This is a genomic window from Bradyrhizobium sp. LB13.1, assembly GCF_054056815.1.
Map to the genome: position 1 here is coordinate 4,128,350 of NZ_JBSRYQ010000001.1, position 19,338 is coordinate 4,147,687.

Genomic DNA, 19,338 nt, shown 5'->3' on the forward strand with positions numbered 1-19,338 from the left:
CGAAACGCGTGGCTAAAAGTCTTTCAACCTCCAGCAAGGATGACGGCAATGACCAAGGCAGACCTCCAAAGCCCGACGGATCTCGGGGCCAATGCGAACCGTGACGTTCCAGCCGCGCTGAGAGCGCTGCTGGCGGATGTCTTCGCGCTGTACATGAAGACCAAGAACTTTCACTGGCACGTGTCGGGCAGGCATTTCCGCGACTATCATCTGCTGCTCGACGAGCAGGCCGAGCAGATCTTTGCCATGACCGACGATATTGCCGAGCGGGGCCGCAAGATCGGTGGAACGACGTTGCGCTCGATCGGCCAGATCGCGCGCGAGCAGCGCATTCTCGACAACGACGCCGATTACGTCGATCCGCAGGACATGCTGGCCGAGCTGCGGAGCGACAACCAACAGTTGACACGGGAAATGCGCCGGGTCCACGAGCTCTGCGACGAATACGGCGACGTCGCGACTGCAAGCCTGCTGGAAAACTGGATCGACGAGACGGAGCGGCGGATCTGGTTCCTGTACGAGACCGGCCGAGGCGGGCCGAACTCGTAAGCACTGGGTATATCATGCGGCCGGAAAGCGCCGGCCGATCGTTGCGGCGGCGCGGAAGCGAGGGAGACCCTCGCTTCCGCGTGTTGGTGGTTGATTGTCTTCGAATTGATCGAACAGGCGGGCGCGCCGGGCCAGCATCGTGCGGATGAAACAATGTCGCTGCATCCGCGAAAGATGACTGGACGCAGATATCTATACGCTTGACCGCATTTATGACCGGCAGGCCTGTCATACGTACAAGGATCACGCCATGACGGATATGTCGAACTCGAAGGTGTCGCTCGGAAGGGCCATTCACGCAATCGCCGGAAAGTGGGGCTGGTTCGTTGCGCTGGGGGGCGGTGAACTGATCCTTGGCGGCATTGCGTCGGCCAATCTGATGGCGGCGAGCCTCGCCTCCGTGCTCGTCATTGGCGCCACGATGGCAGTCGCCGGGATCTCCCAGATCGTACATGCCTTTTCGGTGCACGGCCTGCGTGGCTTCCTGTGCTGGCTGCTCGCCGGAATCGTCTATGCCGCTGCCGGAGCCGTCATCCTCTACGATCCGCCGCTGGCCTCGGTCTCGCTGTCGCTCGTAATGTGCGCTTTCCTGGTCGCTGCCGGGGTGACGCGGATCTGGGCAGGCTTCCATATACGGCCGGCTGCAGGCTGGCGCTGGATCGTGGCTGCCGGCGTTGTGACGTTCTGCGTCGGCGTGATACTGGTTGCGGTCTGGCCTGCCATTGGCCTCTGGCTGCTCGGTGCGATGCTGGTCGTCGATCTGGTCTTCCAAGGTTGGGCTTTCATTGCATTCGGGCTCGCGCTCCGGAGCCGGGCCTCGCGGCATTCGGCCGAGCCGGCGACGGTGTGAGCCATGATGACAGGTTCGACATTCACGCGGCACCGGGAGATCGCCTGGCGCGGCGGCCGCACGACATCGACGTCGCGATTGGTGGCCGAGGAGAGCGCCATCGCGCTCACCTATAACGGATCGACCCATGCCGTGATGATGGGGACGCCGGCCGATCTGGAGGGACTTTGGTGTCGGCTTCAGCCTCACCGAGGCCATCGTCGATCGTGCGAGCCAGATCAGGAGCATCGAGCTGATCTCGAACGAGCTCGGCATGGAAGTGCGGATGTGGCTCGATGGCGACCGCGCGGCGGCCCTGGCCGCTCGCCGGCGCGCCATCAGCGGGCCGGTCGGGTGCGGGTTATGCGGCATCGAAAGCCTCGAACAGGCGCGTCGCACTCCGTCGCGGGTCGGGGGTCCGGGCATTGCCTTTCACGCGCGGGACCTGCTGAATGCCATGCAGGCGCTGTCTCCTCTCCAGACGTTGAATCAACAGACGAGGTCCGTTCACGCAGCAGCCTTCTGGCATCCGGGCACCGGCATTACCTTGGTCAGGGAGGATGTCGGCCGGCACAACGCGCTCGACAAGCTCGCCGGTGCAATGGTCCGCGACGGCAACTCGACCCGCGACGGCGCCGTGCTGCTGACGAGCCGCGTTTCAGTGGAAATGGTGCAGAAGGCCGCGATGATGGGCGTGCCAGTCGTTGTCGCCGTTTCCGCGCCGACCGCGCTCGCCATCCAGACCGCGAACGAGGCGGGGATCACGCTTCTCGCCGTCGCCCGTGATGACGGATACGGCGTCTTCACGCATCCGCGCCGCGTTCTGCTGCCTGACGAGGCCGTGCCGCGCGCCGGCCGCTGATATCCGCCGACCGGCGAACATGGTGATGCAAGCCGTAACAACGGAGCCTTTGGCCGGGACACGCGTCGAGATTCACGCTCCGGAACGATCGTTGCTGGTTGCCTCTCTGCTCTGCATGTCGGGAGGCTTCCTCGACGCTTTTACGTGGCTCTCGCTCGGCGTCTTCGCGAATTCGCAGACCGGCAATGTCGTCTTCCTCGGAGTCTTTGCCCAGTCCGGACAATGGCAGCGCGCGCTCCATCATCTCCTTCCGCTGGCTGCCTTCATCCTGGGAGCGCTGGTGGCGGCCCGCAGCCGGGCGGCGCGACGCTGCCTCGTCGGAGAGATCGTCTGCCTGGCGGCGGCGATGCTGATGCTTCATCGCCTTCCTGATGAGATCGTGATCCTTATCATCTCCTTTGGCGTCGCGCTGCAATCGGCGAGTTTTAGAGAGGTCGGCCGCTGGAAGTATCTCTCGGTGACCGTTACTGGGAACATGCTCCGCGCCATCGATCAATTCGTTGCGGCGTCCGATCGCGATGCGGAGCGCGGCGCCGGAACCATGCTTGCGCTCTGCCTGATGTTCCTGCTCGGGGCCGCCGTCGGTGGTTGCATAACGAAATGGCTGGGAACATGGAGCCTCGCTCTGCCGATCGCGTCGTCGGCATGGGTTCTCTGGCTGTGCCGGTATCCAAGCCATCCGCACTGAAGCCTTGCCAACATTTCTAGCCTTCATTCGCAGGGCTCGCTTGCTGCAGGCCGAGGCGCCCACCATGCCATTCGGCAAAAGCACGTTCGTTCGCGGAAGCGTGCTCACCGTGCCGTTCGTACACTTTCGATCAGTACCGCCAAGGTACTTTCCGACATCAACTGCCACGAGAGGCAAGGATGAACGACCTCCGCAAAGAGACAGACAGCCTGGGTGAAGTGAACGTTCCCGCGAACAAGCTCTGGGGTGCGCAGACGCAGCGCTCGCTGGAGCATTTCAGCATCGGCCGGGACCTGATGCCGCGCGAAATGATCCAGTCCTACGCGATCCTGAAGAAGGCGGCGGCGAACGCGAATTATGCCGGCGGTCGTCTCGACGGCAAGATCCACAAGCTGATCGTCCACGTCTGCGACGAGATTCTCGCGGGCCAGCATCACGACATGTTTCCCCTTCACGTCTGGATGACGGGCAGCGGAACGCAGTTCAACATGAACGTGAACGAGGTGATCTCGAATCGATGCTGCCAGCTCGCGGGCACCGCGCTCGGCAGCAAGCTGCCGGTTCATCCGAACGACCACGTCAACATGTCGCAATCGTCGAACGACAGCTTTCCTTCGGCCATGTACATCGCGGGCCGCGCTGAACGTGACGGAGCGCCTCGTTCCCTCAGTCGAGGCTCTGCATGACGCGATCGCGGCAAAGTCGAGCCAGTGGGACGACATTGTCAAGATCGGCCGAACCCACATGCAGGACGCCACTCCGCTGACGCTCGGTCAGGAGTGGTCCGGCTACGCCGTCATGCTCGCTGACAATCTGGCGCGTATCGACGACACGCTCAAGGGTGTCTACCGTCTCGCGCTGGGTGGCACGGCCGTTGGCACCGGGATCAACGCCGCGCCGGGCTTTGCAGAGGCCGTCGCCGCCGAGATCGCGCGCTTGACGGGCCTGCCCTTCGTCAGCGCGCCGAACAAGTTCGCAGTGCAGGGCGCGCACGACGCGCTGGTGCAGCTTTCCGGCACGCTGCGCACGCTCGCCGGCTCGCTCTACAAGATCGCAAACGACATCCGCCTGTTGTCCTGCGGTCCGCGCGCGGGCTTTGCCGAACTGAGGATACCCGAGAACGAGCCCGGCTCGTCGATCATGCCGGGCAAGGTCAATCCGACGCAGGCTGAGGCGCTGACCATGATCGCCGTGCAGGTGATGGCGAACGACGTCGCCGTCGGGTTCGGCGGCGCCGGAGGTTTTTTGCAGATGAACGTCTACAAGCCGCTGATCATCCACAACATCGCGCAGTCCGTCACCATTCTCACCGACGGCTGCACGAATTTCCGCACCTTCCTCGTCGAAGGTACCGAGCCGAACCGCAAGAAGATCCAGGAGTATGTCGAGAGGTCGCTGATGCTCGTGACGGCACTGGCTCCGGTGATCGGCTACGACAAGGCGTCGCGGATCGCGCATTACGCGATGGACAACGATCTCACGCTGAAGTCGGCGGCGCTGAAGCTCGGCTTCGTGACCGAGCCGGAGTTCGACCGCATCGTGGATCCCGCCAAGATGGTCAAGCCCTACGTTGCCGAGATCAAGGTGCCGCTGGCGATCGGCGCGAAAGCCGTTTGAAGGGAGCAAGAGCCATGATCCGGCGCGCACAATCTCGCTCGGGCAAAGCAGCAACAATGCAAGGAGAGACACAATGATCCGCTGTGTGCGTCTATGGACCGGCAAGGATAACAACTCGCATTTCGAGGACGGCTTTCTCGAGCTGGAGCCGGGCCAGCGTGGCGACTTCCTGACCGGCAAGATCGATGCCGTCAGCATCTCCTTCCAGGAGACGGAATCAGGCGGGGCCTTCGCCTGGCACACTGCGCCGATCCGGCAGCTCGTGATCACGCTGAGCGGTACACTCGATTTCCAGACGCGTGACGGCCACCACTTCCTGATCCACCCCGGCAACGTCCTGCTGGCCGAAGATACCGCAGGCTCCGGGCACAGCTGGAAATTGACCGACGATTCGTCCTGGCGCCGTGCCTACGTGATCCTGCGGCCGGGAGCGGACGTGCCGTTCCGCGCCAAAGCGCGGCAATCGGCGCGGGCCTGATCGAACCATCTGGAACAGCAATAGCCAACGAAGGAAAAAGCCATGTCGACAGCTTCCGACCGCGAAACCGACGTCGTCCTCATTGGCGCCGGCATCATGAGCGCGACCCTCGGTGTCTTTCTCAAGGAGCTCGAACCCTCGCTGTCGATCCAGACGTTCGAGATCCTCGGGGATTGCGCGCGGGAAAGCTCCGACTCCTGGAACAATGCCGGTACCGGCCATGCGGCAAACTGCGAGATGAACTACACGCCGCAGCGGCCCGACGGCAGCGTCGACATCTCCAAGGCGCTCCAGGTCAACGTCGACTTCGATCTGTCCCGACAGTTCTGGTCCTACCTGATCGGGCGGGGAGCGATCGTGGATCCCAAGTCCTTCATTCATCCGGTGCCACACATGAGTTTTGTGCACGGCCCGGAGAACGTCGCGTTTCTCCGAAAGCGGTTCAAGGCGATGTCGGCCCATCATTGCTATGAGGGCATGGAGCATACCGAGGATCCCAGTCAGATCGCCGAATGGACGCCGCTGGTGATGGACGGAAGGAGTGGCGACGAACCGGTTGCCGCAACGCGGATCACCACCGGTACCGACGTCGATTACGGCGCGCTTACGCATCTGCTGATCGGGCATCTTGTCAGTCAGCCGGGCTGCGCGGTCCACTACAACAGCTGTGTCACCGGTCTTGACCGGGAGCAGGGCGGCCGGTGGCGGATCGAGGTACGGGACACCGCGAGCGGCGAGACGCGTTCGGTTCGCGCGAAATTCGTCTTCATCGGTGCCGGCGGCGGTGCGCTGCCGCTGCTGGAGAAATCTGGTATCCCGGAAGGACGCGGCTATGGCGGTTTTCCGGTCAGTGGGATCTGGCTGCGCTGCGATGATCAGGAGATCAACAAGCGACATCATGCCAAGGTCTACGGCAAGGCCGCGGGTCGGTGCCGCACCTCGACACGCGCGTGATCGGCGGCAAGCACTCGTTGCTGTTCGGCCCCTATGCGGGCTTCTCGAGCAAGTTCCTCAAGCACGGCTCGTTGCTGGATCTCTTCAAGTCCATTCGTCCCGCCAACGTCAAGCCGCTGCTTTCGGTGGCGCGGGACAATTTCGATCTCACCGAATATCTCGTCGGGCAGGTGCTGCAATCCGAGGGACACCGGCTCGCGGCGCTCGACGAATATTTCCCGAAGGCCGACCCGAAGGACTGGAGGCTGCAGGTCGCGGGCCAGCGCGTCCAGATCATCAAGCCCGATGTCAAGCGCGGCGGTCTGCTCGAGTTCGGGACCGAGCTCGTCGGAGCGAACGATCATTCTCTGGTTGCCCTTCTCGGCGCCTCGCCGGGTGCCTCCACCGCCGCCTTCATCGCGATCAGCGTGCTGGAGAAGTGCTTTGCCGGCGAGCTGACGGCGAGCGCCTGGCTGCCGAAGCTCAAGCAGATCGTCCCGTCCTATGGCGTGTCGCTGATCGACGACGCGGATTTCTGCCGCCAGATTCGCGCGGCGACGGCGGAGGTCCTCAAGGTCGACAACATTCCGCAGCCGGCGGCACGCGCGCCAATGGCCGCGAATCGGGCGTGAGCGAACGGGAGACTATCCGATGGATCCGACGGCACTCCTCCTGTCGCGGCTGCAATTCGCCTTCACCATCTCGTTCCACATCATCTTTCCGGCATTCACGATCGGGCTTGCCGCCTGGCTCACCGTGCTGGAAGCGATGCACCAGTCCAGTGGCAAGCCCGTCTACCGGACCCTGTTCGAGTTCTGGCTGAAGATCTTCGGCGTGGCATTCGGCATGGGCGTCGTATCGGGCGTGGTGATGGCGTTTCAGTTCGGGACGAACTGGAGCGTGCTCTCGAAGATGTCGGGTCCGATCCAGGGCCCGCTTCTGTCCTATGAAACATTCACCGCCTTCATGCTGGAGGCGGGCTTCTTTGGCATCCTCATCTTCGGTCGTCCCCGAGTGCCGCCGTGGTTCTACCTGTTCTCGACCGCGATGGTCGCGCTCGGAACCGCGCTGTCGGCTTTCTGGATCATGGTCAACAACAGCTGGATGCAGGTGCCGACCGGCTACGTCCTGCAGAACAGCCAGTTCGTGCCTGATGACTGGGCGCAGATCATCTTCAATCGCGTGGTCTGGGTCCGATTTCCGCACATGCTGCTCGCGTCCTACCTGACCGGCGCGTTCTGCGTGGCGGCGACCGGCGCGTGGTATCTGCTGCAGCGGACCTATCGCGCCGAGGCGCATGTGATGCTGCGGATGGGCCTTGCGCTCGCGGCGGTGCTGCTGCCGGCCCAGCTCTTCATCGGGCATCTCGTCGGCGACTATGTCCACGACTACCAGCCGGCCAAGTTCGCCGCGATCGAGGCACGCTGGCATGACGAGCAGCCGGCCTCGGAGGTGCTGATCGCAATTCCCGATTCGAGCACTGAATCGAACAAATACGCGATCTCGATTCCGGTGCTCGGGAGCATCATCGGCAGCATGAGCCTGACGTCGAAGGAGGTCGGCCTGACCAGCTTCGCGCCGCAGGACCGACCGCCGGTGGCGATCCCGTTCTTCGCTTTCCGCATCATGGTCGGCTGCGGTTTCGTGATGCTGGGGCTGGCCTGGCTCGGGACCTGGCTCGGCCTCAAGCATCGGCTCGATCGGAGCCGCCTGCTGCTGTGGGGCATCTTCCTCAGCTTCCCACTGCCGTGGATCGCGATCCTCACTGGCTGGTACACCGCGGAAGTGGGGCGCCAGCCGTGGACTATCTACGGCGTATTGCGCACTGCGGACGCCGTGACGCCGTTCCTGACCGCGTCGGCTGCGATGGCTTCCCTGATCCTGTTCGTCGCGGTCTACGCCTTCATCTTCTCGTTCGGGACGTATTACATCTATCGGCTGCTGCGTGCCGGCCCGGCGGGACTCGGCGGCAAGCCACTCCACGTTCCCGTGCCCAATCGGCCGATGTCGCTCGCCGATCAGGTGCCGGCCGCGCGCAGCTATCTCGAGGCGAGAGAATAGCCATGGTGATGTACTGGGTTGCCCTTCTTGCCATCAGCATTCTGATCTATCTCCTCCTCGACGGGTTCGATCTCGGCGTCGGCATGCTGTTCGGCGTAGCCGGCAGCGAGGCGAAGCGGGATGCCACGCTGAGCACGGTCGCTCCGGTCTGGGACGGCAACGAAACCTGGCTGATCGTCACGGGCGTGATCATGTGGGGCTCGTTCCCCGTGGTCTACGCCATGGTGATGTCGGCCTTCTATATCCCTGTCGTCGTAATGCTGCTCGGATTGATCCTGCGCGGCGTGGCCTTCGAGTTTCGCGGCAAGGCGCTCCGGTCGCGCTGGGTCTGGGACGTCAGCTTCGTCGCGGGCTCGTTTGCGGCCAGCTTCATGCAGGGCGCGATGGTCGGTGCTCTCGTCGAAGGACTTCAGTTCTCCAACGGCGATTATACCGGCGGAACGTTCGGCTGGCTGACCGCCTTTTCCGCCCTGTGCGGGATCGGGCTCTGCTTCGGCTATTCGCTGCTCGGCGCCTGCTGGCTGGTGAGAAAGAGCGATGGCCCCGTTCGGGATGCCGCACGGCGCCAGATCCCGCCGCTGGCGATCGGCGTCCTGGTGTTCCTGGTCGTTGTCTTTGCTTATGCGCTTGCCGAACATCTTCCGATTCTGCAGCGCTGGACCGACCGGCCCTATCTGCTCGTGTTTCCCGCGATCGGCGCCGGCGCGGCCGCGATGCTGGCCAAGAGCATCCTCGTCCATGACGATTATTGGCCGTTCCATATGGTCGCGCTGATCTACGTGGCGGCTTTCGCCACGCTCGCTCTGTCGTTCTGGCCCTACATGATTCCGTTCGTTGTCACGATTGACGAGGCCGCGGCGCCTCATGCAAGTCTCGCCTTCATGTTCTGGGGCGCCGGCCTGTTCGTATTTCCGCTGATGCTGCTCTATGTCGCCGTCGGATATCGCGTCTTCCGCGGCAAGGCGGCGCCTGCGGTCGATCACTACTGACGGCTGCACGCTCGAAGTTGCAGCGGGCCGCCATGGACGAAAAGAAAGGCGCCGGCTTTGGCGCCTTTCTCGTTCAGGCCCCTTTGTCAGAGGTCTGGTTCAGGATTTGGGCATGACGCCGGGGCTGTTGTCCGGCCATTGGGCGACCAGCTTCTCGTCGATGTTGAAATGCTGGGCGACCAGCCTGGCGGGCGTGTGCGTCAGCCAGTTGGAAAGGGACACCTCCTCGTAGCGGGGCGCACGGAACACGCCGACGAACTGCAATTCGGTGTCGCCGACATTCTCGACATAATGGCCGAGATTGCGCCGGACATAGCCGATGTCGCCGGCCGAGAAATCCGTCGTCAGCGCGTTGGGGCCGGTGTTGAACACCGTCATCCGCGCCTTGCCCTTGATATAGTACTGCCACTCGTCGGCGTTCGGATGCCAGTGCATCTCCCGGACTGCTCCCGGTGGCATCGTCACCAACGCCGCGGCGACGGTGGTGGCCACCTTGAAGTTGCTGCTGTCGGCGACGCGGATGCTGCCGGCGGGACTCTCCTTTACCGGCGCCGAACTGCCAAGCGAATGGATGAACGGATAGGGCGGTGCTTCGGCATGCTTGGCGATTGCGGCACGATCGGCGGCGAGATCGCCGGGCACCGTGCCCTGGAAGATCCAGCGATTGTGCAGCGGGATCTTCGCGAACGCGTCAGCCGGGACGCCGAAATTCTTCGCCAACACTTCGGGCGGCGTATGGGCGAGCCAGTCCGTCACGAGCAGCGTGTTGAACTCATTGGCGTGGCCGTCGTCGAAACAGATTACGAATTCGCAGCCGTCGGGCCCCAGGCCCTGCAGCGAATGCGGCGCGCCCGGTGGGAAATACCAGAGGTCGCCGGCTTTGAGGTCGCCGACATAGGGGCGTCCTTGCGTGTCGAGCACGGTGATGCGGCAGCTGCCGTAGGTCATGATCGCCCATTCGGCCGCCTGATGCCAATGCAGCTCGCGGATGCCGCCGGCGGACAGCCGCATGTTGACGCCGGAGATCTCCTTCGAGATGGCGAAATCCTCGACGGTGACCTGCCGTGCCCAGCCGCCATTCTGGATGCGCCTCGGCGCATTGTTGAACGAGGCCCAATCCATCGGCAGGCCGCCAACATCGGTCGGCGGCGGGGTTTGCGCGGAGGGGAATTGCTTGGCCAATTCAGGATTTTGCGGACCGGGATCGGTCAGGCTTCCCGGGCTTTTGGCATTCACGGCCCCTTGCGGCGGCTCGTCCGGATTGCCGAAGGTTGCGGCCTGCGCGCTGGAACCGACCATGGCGGCGCCTGCCGCGGACATGGCCAGCAAATCACGTCGTGAGAACATGTTGGGTCGCTCCTGAAAAATGTCGAAAGCCCTCCGTAGCGACGGGGCTCTGGCCGACAAATCTAGTTTCCGGTTGCCGTTTCTGCTTCCGCGAACGGTGCTCTTTTTGCCGGAATGCATGGCTGCTGCGGCCGGCCGCCCGGGACCGAACGTGTGCAATTGCGAAATTCGGCTTCGTTTTGAAAAGACGGCTCTGCCCGCGCGATCCATTAACTGAACCGGAGAATTGCCATATCGAGAGATATCGAGATGACCACGAAATCGGTTCGGCCCTATCGTGAACCTGCCGGCGGCTGGGGCGCACTCAAGGCGCTCAGCGAGGCGCTTCTGGTGCAGCGGGCGCCGCTGAAGGGCGCAGCGACGCTGAGCCGGATGAATCAGCCGGAGGGCTTTGATTGCCCCGGCTGTGCCTGGCCCGATCCGAAGCACACCTCGTCTTTCGAATTTTGTGAGAACGGCGGCAAGGCGATCGCCTGGGAGACGACATCGAAGCGCTGCACGCCGGAATTCTTCGCCGAGCATACCGTCACGGAGCTCGCGAGCTGGAACGATTACGATCTCGAAATGGTCGGGCGGCTCACCCATCCGGTGGCTTACGACGCCGCATCCGACCGTTATCTCCCGGTGGAGTGGAGCGATGCATTCGACATGATCGGTCGCGAGCTTCGGGCCTTGCCGGATCCGAACATGGCGGAGTTCTACACGTCCGGGCGGACCTCGAACGAAGCCGCCTTCCTCTATCAGCTTTTCGTGCGCGAATACGGTACCAACAACTTCCCCGACTGCTCGAACATGTGCCACGAGGCGACCAGCGTCGGCCTGCCGTACTCGCTCGGCGTCGGCAAAGGCACCGTGCTGCTGGAGGATTTCGACAAGGCTGACTGCATCTTCATCTTCGGCCAGAATCCGGGCACCAACAGCCCGCGGATGATGACCAGCCTGCGCAATGCGGGACGCCGCGGCGCCTCCATAGTCTCGTTCAACCCGTTCCGTGAGCGGGCGCTGGAACGTTTCCAGGCACCGCAGAGCCCGGTCGAGATGATCACGCTGTCGTCGACGACGATCAGCTCAAAACTGCTCCAGGTGCGGGTCGGCGGCGACGTCGCCGTGCTCAAGGGAATCATGAAGATTCTGGTGGAAGCCGACGAGGCCGCTCGTGCGGCCGAGCAGCCCGAGATCCTGGACTGGGATTTCATTCGCGGTCACACTGTTGGCGTGGAGGCGCTGACCGACGATCTCAAGCGCACGCAATGGCCCGACATCGAACGTCAGTCCGGTCTGACCCGCGAAGACATGGAATATGCGGCCGGCGCCTATATGGGGGCCGAGCGCGCCATCCTCGTATACGGGATGGGCATCACGCAGCACTGGCGCGGAGCGAACAACGTCCAGCAGATCGCGAATCTCGCACTGTTGCGTGGCAATGTCGGGCGCGAGGGCGCCGGTGTCTGCCCGGTTCGCGGTCATTCCAACGTGCAGGGCGATCGGACCGTGGGAATCACGGAGGTTCCCAAGGCAGATTTCCTCGAGCGCCTGGAGCAACGCTTCGGCTTCAAGCCTCCGGTCGCGCCGGGTCACAACGTGGTGGCCGCGCTGGAGGCCATGATCCGCGGCGAGGTGAGGGCCTTCTTCGCGATGGGCGGTAATTTCGCCGCGGCTATTCCGGACTGGCAGGCGACCCAGGCGGCGCTTGGCAACCTCGATCTGACCGTCCACGTCTCGACCAAGCTCAACCGCAGTCACCTGATCCACGGCCGCGCCGCCCTGATCCTTCCGTGCCTTGGGCGCACCGAGATCGATGTGCAGGAATCGGGGCCGCAGTCGGTCACGGTGGAGGATTCGATGTCGATGGTGCACGCGTCCGGTGGTCGCAACAAGCCGGCGTCGGAGCATCTGCTCAGCGAAGTCGCGATCGTCGCCGGCGTCGCCAAGGCGACGCTGGGCGAGCGCACGGTGGTGGACTGGGACGGCTTCGTTGCCGATTATGACCGCATCCGTGATGCGATCGAGGCTGTGTTTCCGATCTTCCAGGGCTACAATGCCCGCATCCGCGTCCCCGGCGGTTTCCATCTCACCTCGACTGCACGCGAGCGCATTTGGGCGACGCCGTCGGGCAAGGCGAATTTCCTGGTCTTTCCGGGGTGCGGCGAGGACCCGCCGCAGAGCGATCCCGATTTCCTCTGGCTCACCACCGTACGCAGTCACGACCAGTATAACACCACGCTTTACTCGATGTCCGACCGCTATCGTGGCGTGTTCGGCCAGCGCGACGTGATCTTCCTCAACGAGTACGAGCTGAGGAAGCGCGGGCTTGCCGACGGCGACCGCGTTGACCTGGTAACCGCTTCGACAGATGGCGCCGAGCGGATCGTCCGCAATTTCCGCGTCGTAGCCTATTCCTTCCCGACCGGCTGCTGCGCCGCGTACTATCCGGAGACCAATCCGTTGGTCCCGCTCTATGCCCGCGATCCTCTCAGCTTCACGCCGTCATATAAGGGCGTCCCGATCCGCCTCGTGCGTTCGGCCGTGTCCGGGGAATAGCGGCCGGGCTGGAAACGTCGCGATCACGTATCGGCCCGGCGGTCGCAGCGGGGCGAGTCCGCAGGCGAAGCGGATATCGGCAGCGTGAACCAGAAGCGGGCGCCACCATTCGCGCCATGGCCTTCGGCACCGATCCGGCCGCCATGCGCTTCGACGATCGACCGGCAGATTGGCAATCCCATGCCCATTCCGCTCTCCTTGGTCGTGAAAAAGCTCTCAAACAGCCGGTCGACATGTTCGGCGGCGATGCCGGGACCGTTGTCTTCCAGGGAGCAGTACAGCGTGGCCGCGTCCTGTATGACCGTGCTGATGATGATCCTGCGATCGTCATATCCCGCTTGCGTCATCGCCTGCACCGCGTTGATGGCCAGATTGACGATGACCTGCTGGAGTTGGGTACGGTCACCGAGCACCTGCGGCGTGCCCGGATCAGGCCGGTGCAGGATCGTCACGCCGCGGGATTCCATCTCGTGTCGAAGGAACAGAAGCACTTCCCGAATGATCTCGTCGAACGATAGCAATGCCTGCTCGGGCGCTTTCCGCGAAGCCATCCCGTGAACGCGCGCCACGATGTTCGCGGCGCGCTGGGTATCCACAACGATGTTCTCGATTGTCTTGCGGATCTCGACGATATCGGGCGTGGGCCTGTTCAGCCATCGCAGCCCGGCTGCGCCGTTGGTGGCGATCGCGGCCAGGGGCTGGTTGACTTCGTGGGCGATCGACGCGGTGAGTTCACCTAGCATCGAGACTCGCGCGGCATGCGCGAACTCAGCCTGTACTTGCTGGAGTTTCTGCTGGGCGCGAACACGCTGTGAGATGTCGATGGTGCCGACCAGACTGACTTCGAGATCGTTGATGGGGCCGACCCGGGCCGTTGTGAAGAGAACGTCGACGACGCGGCCGTCCCACGTGACCATCCTGGTCTCTTCCTCGAAATTCGTCTCACCGCGGTAACGGGATTCCATGGCGCGCCGGAATGTATCGGGACGATCCCTCCAGGTCTCGGCCATGGAACGTCCGACATAGTCGCCGGCGCCGCCGCCGAACATGTGGATGGCCCGTTCGTTGGCCTCCTGAAACGAGAGCGCGTCCATGCAAGTTCGGAGGAATTCGGGATGGCTGTCGAAATAGGCGCCGAGATCCTTGACGCCTTCGGCGCGCAATCTCCGGAACAGCACGACCAGCCTGCTGGCATCGAGCTGCCGGAATGCGATCGGCATGCGGCTGAACAAATGGCGGTAGCGCTGCTCGCTCCGCTCCAGCTCGACATGGGCCTTCCTCAGGGCCGTGATGTCCATGATCGCGCCGACGAGCGTCAGCGAAGCGGCCAGAAAAGCGGCGAAAGCGATCGCCGTGAAATTGTCTCCGAGCAGTGAGCAGGCGAAGGACAGCAGGGTCAAAACAAGGCTGCCCCAAGCCCACAGGAGAATGCGATCCTGTATTGTCTGGATCGGCAGCACACGGCGCCACCATCGCTGGGGCTGTACGGGGTTAGAGCCATCCAGGCGTTCGAGCGTCATGCAAACGGTTTACCGCCCCGCCGAAGAGCGGTCTTCTGCGTTTTCGTCGACGCTTTGTCAAAACGCACGAATCCGAAATCGAGCCGGCATCATGCCGGCGGTGACCTGCTCAAGCGGATTCACGGCGCAATCCCGTATCTGCTTCGCTCGTGGATGGAGCGGATGTCTCGGTCGCCCGTGGCTTCCGCCCGGTCAGCCGGTTGCCGAGCCGGTCGAGATAGAGATAGACGACGGGCGTCGTGTAGAGCGTCAGGACCTGCGACAGCATCAGGCCACCGACGATCGTGTAGCCGAGCGGCTGGCGCAGCTCCGCGCCGGTGCCGGAGCCGATCATCAGCGGCACGCCGCCCAGCAGCGCGGCCATCGTCGTCATCAGGATCGGGCGGAAGCGCAGCGTGCAGGCCTGGTAGATCGCCTCTTCGGGGCTGAATCCGTGCTGGCGCTCCACCTCGAGGGCGAAATCGACCAGCATGATGCCGTTCTTCTTGACGATGCCGATCAGCAGGATGATGCCGATGATGGCGATGACGCTGAGATCCATGTGGACTGCCAGCAGCAGCAGGAGTGCGCCGATGCCGGCCGAGGGCAGCGTCGACAGGATCGTGATCGGGTGGATCAGGCTTTCATAGAGTACGCCGAGGATGATGTAGATCACGATTAGGGCGGCCCCGATCAGCAACGGCGTGCCCGACAGGGAGGATTGGAACGCCTGCGCGTTGCCCTGGAACGAGGTCGAGAGCGAGGCGGGCTTGCCGGTGCTCCTCTCGATATTCTGGATCGCCGTCACCGCATCGCCCAGTGCGATGCCGGGCTTCAGGTTGAACGAGATCGTCACCGAGGGAAACAGGCTCTGATGATTGATCAGGATCGGCGCGGGCTTGATGACGCTGTGAACCAGCGTGCTCAGGGGGACCTGCTGGCCGGTGGCCGAGTTCAGGTAGATGTCCTTTAGTGCCTCGGGGCCATACTGGAAACGCGGATCGACTTCCATCACGACATGGTACTGGTTCAGCGAGGTAAACATCGTGGAGACGATGCGCTGGCCGAACGCGTCGTCGAGGGCATTGTCGATCGTCGTGGGCAGGATACCGAAGCTCGATGCGACCTCGCGATTGACGGTGACCTCCAGCCTCGGGCCGGCATTGGCCTGGTCGCTCGCGACGTCGGTGATGAGGTCGAGCGCGCGGAGTTTTGCCAGGAAGGTCGCCGACCAGTTGGTGAGCTCGTTCGAATCGGCATCTGTCAGCGTGTACTGATACTGCGTCTTCGACAGCCGTGCGCCGATGGTGATGTCCTGGGCGGCCTGCATGTAAAGCCTTATGCCCTGGATGTGGGCGAGCTGGGGCCCCAGCCGCTCGATCACCCGATCGGCGCTGGCCTTGCGCTCGGGCTTCGGCTTCAGGACGATGAAGATGCGTCCCTGGTTGAGCGTTGCGGTCGGGCCGCCCGGGCCGATATAACTCGCCACCGACTGGACCGCCGGATCCTTTGAGAGGATGTCGACGATCGCCTGCTGGCGCTCCGACATGGCGGGGAAGGATATGTCCTGTGCGGCCTCGGTGATGCCGACGATCTGGCCGGTGTCCTGTTGCGGGAAGAAGCCTTTTGGAATGATCACGTACAGATAGCCGGTCAACGCAACGGTCGAGAGCATCACGAGCAGCGTCGCGAAGCGATGGCGCAGCACGATTCGCAGGCCCCTCGCATAGAGCGAAAGCAGTGCATCGAAACTGTGTTCGAAGACGAGATAGAGCCGGCCGTGCTTCTTCTGCGGGCCGTGCTTCAGGAGCCGCGCGCACATCATCGGCGTCAGTGTGAGCGAGATGACCAGTGACAGCAGCAGCGCGGCGGTGATCGTGATGGCGAATTCCTGGAATAGCTTTCCGACGTAACCGCCCATCAGAAACAGCGGGATGAACACCGCGATCAGCGACAGGGTGATGGAGACGATCGTGAAGCCGATCTCGCCGGAGCCCTTGAGCGCGGCCTCCATCGGCGTCATGCCCTGCTCGAGATGGCGCACGATGTTCTCGATCACGACGACTGCATCGTCGACCACGAAGCCCACCGCGATCGAGAGCGCCATCAGCGAGAGGTTGTCCAGGCTATAGCCGAGCACGTACAGGACCGCGAACGTGCCGACCAGCGACAGGGGAACCGTGATTGCCGGAATGATGGTGGCCCAGAAATTCCGCAGGAAGAGGAATATGACCATCACCACCAGCGCGACCGTCAGCATCAGCGTGAATTGAACGTCGGAGACTGCGGCGCGGATGGTGGCGGTCCGGTCGGCGGCGATCGTCACCTTGATCGCGGGCGGAACGGAGGCCTGCAGTTGCGGCAGCAGCTTCTTGATGCGGTCGACGGTCTCGATGACGTTGGCGCCGGGAACGCGCTGGACCGCCAGAATGACGGCGGGGTCCTTACCGTACCAGCCGGCCAGGAGGTCGTTCTCCGGCCCCTCGATCGCCGTGCCGATGTCGCGTATCCGTACCGGCGAACCGTTGCGATAAGCGATGATGAGGTCTTCATAGGCAGATGGCTTGAGCAACTGATCGTTGGTGTTCAGCGTATAGGTTACTCGCGGGCTGTTGAGCGTGCCCTTGGGCAGATCGACGTTGGCGCCGGCGATTACGTTGCGGACGTCTTCGAGGCCGATGCCGCGGGCGGCAAGCGCCTGCGGATTGACGCGAACACGGATCGCGGGTTTCTGCTGGCCGCCGATTCCGACCAGGCCCACGCCTGGCACCTGCGATATCTTCGGAAGCAGGATATTTTCCGCATAGGCATCGACCGTGGTCAGCGGCAGCGAGTCCGACGTCAGCGCGATCAACATGATCGGCGTCTCCGCCGGATTCACCTTCCGGATCGTCGGCGGGTAGGGGATGTTTGGCGGCAGGAACGGGCTCGCGGCGTTGATCGCGGCCAGCACGTCCACCGCCGCGCTGTCCACCGTGCGCGACAGCTCGAATTGCACCGTGAGCTGGGCCACGCCGAGCGCACTGGACGAGGTGAGCTGGGTGACGCCGGGGATCTGGCTGAGCTGCTGTTCGAGCGGCGTGGCCAGCGACGAGGCGATCGTGCCGGGATCAGCGCCGGGTAGTTGCGCCGAGATCTGGATGGTCGGGTAGTTGACGTTCGGCAGCGCGCCGACCGGCAGCAGGGGATAAGCCGCAACGCCGCACAGCAGCAAGCCCGCCATCAGCAGAGCGGTTGCGATCGGCCGCAGGATGAAGGGCGCGGAGAGGTTCATGGGATTGCGTCCTGCACGGCGCTTTGCAGGTCGGCTTCGCGCGCCGCCTTGCCGTGCAGCTCGCGAACGCGACTGCCTTCCGCGAGCCGGTACTGGCCGTCGATCACGACAACGTCACCTGATTTCAGCCCCTGGTCGATCAGGGCCTGGCCATCGCGGATCTGTACGACGTGAACGGGACGCAAGGCGGCCGTCTGGCCGTCGGTCACGACATAGACATAGGTGCCGTTCGGGCCCTGCTGCACGGCCGAGCCGGCGACAGTGAGCGCATCCTTCTGAATGTCGAGCAGCAGGCGCGCATTCACTAGCTGGCCCGGCCACAGCCGGTGCTCATGGTTCGGGAACACGGCCTTGAGCTGGACGGTGCCGGTCGTTCCTGCGATTTCGTTGTTGACCAGCAGCAGCGTGCCTTCATCGAGCTTCGTCTTGTTGTCCTGGCTGTAGGCGACGACCTTCAGGGAGCCCTTTGCGGCGTGCTCCTGAATTATGGGCAGGTCTGCCTGCGGCAGGGTGAACAGCAGCGAGATCGGCTCGATCTGGGTGACGACGACGAGGCCGTTGGCATCGGTCGGATGAATGACATTGCCGACATCGATCTGGCGAACGCCGGTGATGCCGGGAACGGCCGACGACAGGCGGGTATAGCTGAGCTGGACGTTCGCCTCGTCGATCTGGGCCTGGTCCGCCTTCACGGCGGCCTTGAGCTGCGCCACCTGCGCCGTCTGCGTCTCGATCAGTTGCGGGGTCGCATAGCCCTTGTCCCCGAGCTGATTGTAGCGGGAGAGATTGGCCTCGGCGTTCGTGAGTTGCGCCTGGTCCCTGTCGCGATTGGCCGTGAGCTGCTCGATCTGCGCTTCGTAAGGACGCGGGTCGATCTGGGCCAGGAGATCGCCGGCCTTGACGGTCTGTCCTTCCGTGAAGGCGATCTTGACGATCTGCCCCTGGATCTGGCTGCGCACGACGTCGGTGTTGTAGGCGATCACCGTGCCGATGCCGCGCAGATAGATCGGAACGTCCTTGCCCGTGACCGTGGCGGCGACCACCGGCACGGCAGCGGCCACGGGTGCGGCTGCCACGCCCGGCGTGCGGTCGGTGCCGAAGAACCAGAATCCGGCGCCGACCATGACCGCAACGAGAGTAACAAGCGCAACGGTGAGGTTCCGTTTCACGGTGATGATCCTCCTTGATTTTGGGGATTGCCGGAGCCGTCGATCGATGTTGTGCCGTTCAAGGACGTGGGGCCGGCCACCGGCACGGACGGACTGATTCCGGCGCCGCCGATTTCAGTCGCGCCCAGCGGAATTCCGACGCGGCCGACCGTCGACGTCGAGGGCAGGGATGAGACCGCTGCGGTGCTGCCGGCGCAATTGGTCGATGAGGTGCCCGACAACCCGCCGCCGTCGAACAATGCTCCGGTCGATGCGGCGTTGCCGGACCCGGCGCAGCCCATCGTGCTTTGCACAGGATTGATCGGGGAAATGCCGGGGGTTGCGATTTCGGTCGATCCCAGCGGGATGCCCACCGGCCGCGTGGATTGCGGGTTGAGGGGTGACGTCGCAAGCATGCCCGTAGGCGGCTGCATGCCCGGCACCGTTGTTTGCGCGATGGCCGCAGCCGGGACCAGCCACAGTATGGCGGTCGCAAGCATCACACCGTTGTATGTTGAATGCT

The 19,338-nt window shown here is 63.6% G+C and carries 12 protein-coding genes and 3 pseudogenes; 10 read left to right on the plus strand and 5 right to left on the minus strand.

Annotated elements, in window-relative coordinates:
• The first annotated feature begins 48 nt into the window (after positions 1-48).
• From ACVWYI_RS19495 to cydB, 9 genes and pseudogenes are all read left to right on the plus strand, one after another.
• Positions 49-549: a Dps family protein gene (locus tag ACVWYI_RS19495; RefSeq protein WP_247445593.1), complete on the plus strand. Its 501-nt coding sequence runs from the start codon at positions 49-51 to the stop codon at positions 547-549.
• Positions 550-799: 250 nt separating this feature from the next.
• Positions 800-1,399 carry an HdeD family acid-resistance protein gene (locus tag ACVWYI_RS19500; protein WP_247445594.1) on the plus strand — a complete coding sequence of 200 codons (600 nt, stop codon included), beginning with the start codon at positions 800-802 and terminating at the stop codon, positions 1,397-1,399.
• Between the two features lie 3 nt (positions 1,400-1,402).
• Positions 1,403-2,240, plus strand: a pseudogene (gene fdhD / locus ACVWYI_RS19505) (formate dehydrogenase accessory sulfurtransferase FdhD).
• A gap of 91 nt (positions 2,241-2,331) precedes the next feature.
• Positions 2,332-2,928, plus strand: coding sequence for a YoaK family protein (locus ACVWYI_RS19510; protein ID WP_247445596.1), 597 nt, complete (start codon positions 2,332-2,334; stop codon positions 2,926-2,928).
• Between the two features lie 179 nt (positions 2,929-3,107).
• Positions 3,108-4,545, plus strand: a pseudogene (gene fumC, locus ACVWYI_RS19515) (class II fumarate hydratase).
• Between the two features lie 73 nt (positions 4,546-4,618).
• A complete protein-coding gene (locus tag ACVWYI_RS19520) occupies positions 4,619-5,023 on the plus strand; it encodes a cupin domain-containing protein (protein WP_247445598.1) in 405 nt (134 codons plus the stop codon).
• Positions 5,024-5,065: 42 nt separating this feature from the next.
• A pseudogene (gene mqo / locus ACVWYI_RS19525) lies at positions 5,066-6,588 on the plus strand (malate dehydrogenase (quinone)).
• A gap of 19 nt (positions 6,589-6,607) precedes the next feature.
• Positions 6,608-8,017 carry a cytochrome ubiquinol oxidase subunit I gene (locus tag ACVWYI_RS19530; protein ID WP_247445600.1) on the plus strand — a complete coding sequence of 470 codons (1,410 nt, stop codon included), beginning with the start codon at positions 6,608-6,610 and terminating at the stop codon, positions 8,015-8,017.
• Positions 8,018-8,019: 2 nt separating this feature from the next.
• A complete protein-coding gene (gene cydB, locus ACVWYI_RS19535; protein ID WP_247445601.1) occupies positions 8,020-9,006 on the plus strand; it encodes a cytochrome d ubiquinol oxidase subunit II in 987 nt (328 codons plus the stop codon).
• 99 nt (positions 9,007-9,105) lie between these two features.
• Here the strand turns inward: cydB and ACVWYI_RS19540 are convergent, their stop codons facing one another.
• Complete coding sequence (locus ACVWYI_RS19540) at positions 9,106-10,353, minus strand: oxalate decarboxylase family bicupin (protein WP_456662927.1); 1,248 nt, start codon at positions 10,351-10,353, stop codon at positions 9,106-9,108.
• 249 nt (positions 10,354-10,602) lie between these two features.
• Here ACVWYI_RS19540 and ACVWYI_RS19545 point away from each other — a divergent pair, with 249 nt between their 5' ends.
• On the plus strand, positions 10,603-12,894 hold the full coding sequence (locus ACVWYI_RS19545; protein WP_247445603.1) for an FdhF/YdeP family oxidoreductase: 2,292 nt from the start codon (positions 10,603-10,605) through the stop codon (positions 12,892-12,894).
• A gap of 23 nt (positions 12,895-12,917) precedes the next feature.
• Here ACVWYI_RS19545 and ACVWYI_RS19550 read toward each other — a convergent pair whose 3' ends face one another.
• The 4 genes from ACVWYI_RS19550 to ACVWYI_RS19565 form a co-directional block, all read right to left on the minus strand.
• Positions 12,918-14,414, minus strand: coding sequence for a sensor histidine kinase (locus tag ACVWYI_RS19550; RefSeq protein ID WP_456662928.1), 1,497 nt, complete (start codon positions 14,412-14,414; stop codon positions 12,918-12,920).
• A 109-nt stretch (positions 14,415-14,523) separates the two neighbouring features.
• Positions 14,524-17,667 (minus strand): efflux RND transporter permease subunit, encoded by a 3,144-nt coding sequence (locus ACVWYI_RS19555; protein WP_456662929.1) that lies wholly within the window; start codon positions 17,665-17,667, stop codon positions 14,524-14,526.
• The gene (locus ACVWYI_RS19560; RefSeq protein WP_247445606.1) at positions 17,664-18,836 is read right to left on the minus strand and encodes an efflux RND transporter periplasmic adaptor subunit; all 1,173 of its coding nucleotides are present in this window, start codon (positions 18,834-18,836) and stop codon (positions 17,664-17,666) included. Before ACVWYI_RS19560 ends, ACVWYI_RS19555 begins: the two co-directional genes overlap by 4 nt.
• Entirely contained in the window at positions 18,833-19,315 is a 483-nt protein-coding gene (locus tag ACVWYI_RS19565; RefSeq protein ID WP_456662930.1) for a hypothetical protein, read from the minus strand. Before ACVWYI_RS19565 ends, ACVWYI_RS19560 begins: the two co-directional genes overlap by 4 nt.
• Positions 19,316-19,338 lie beyond the last annotated feature (23 nt).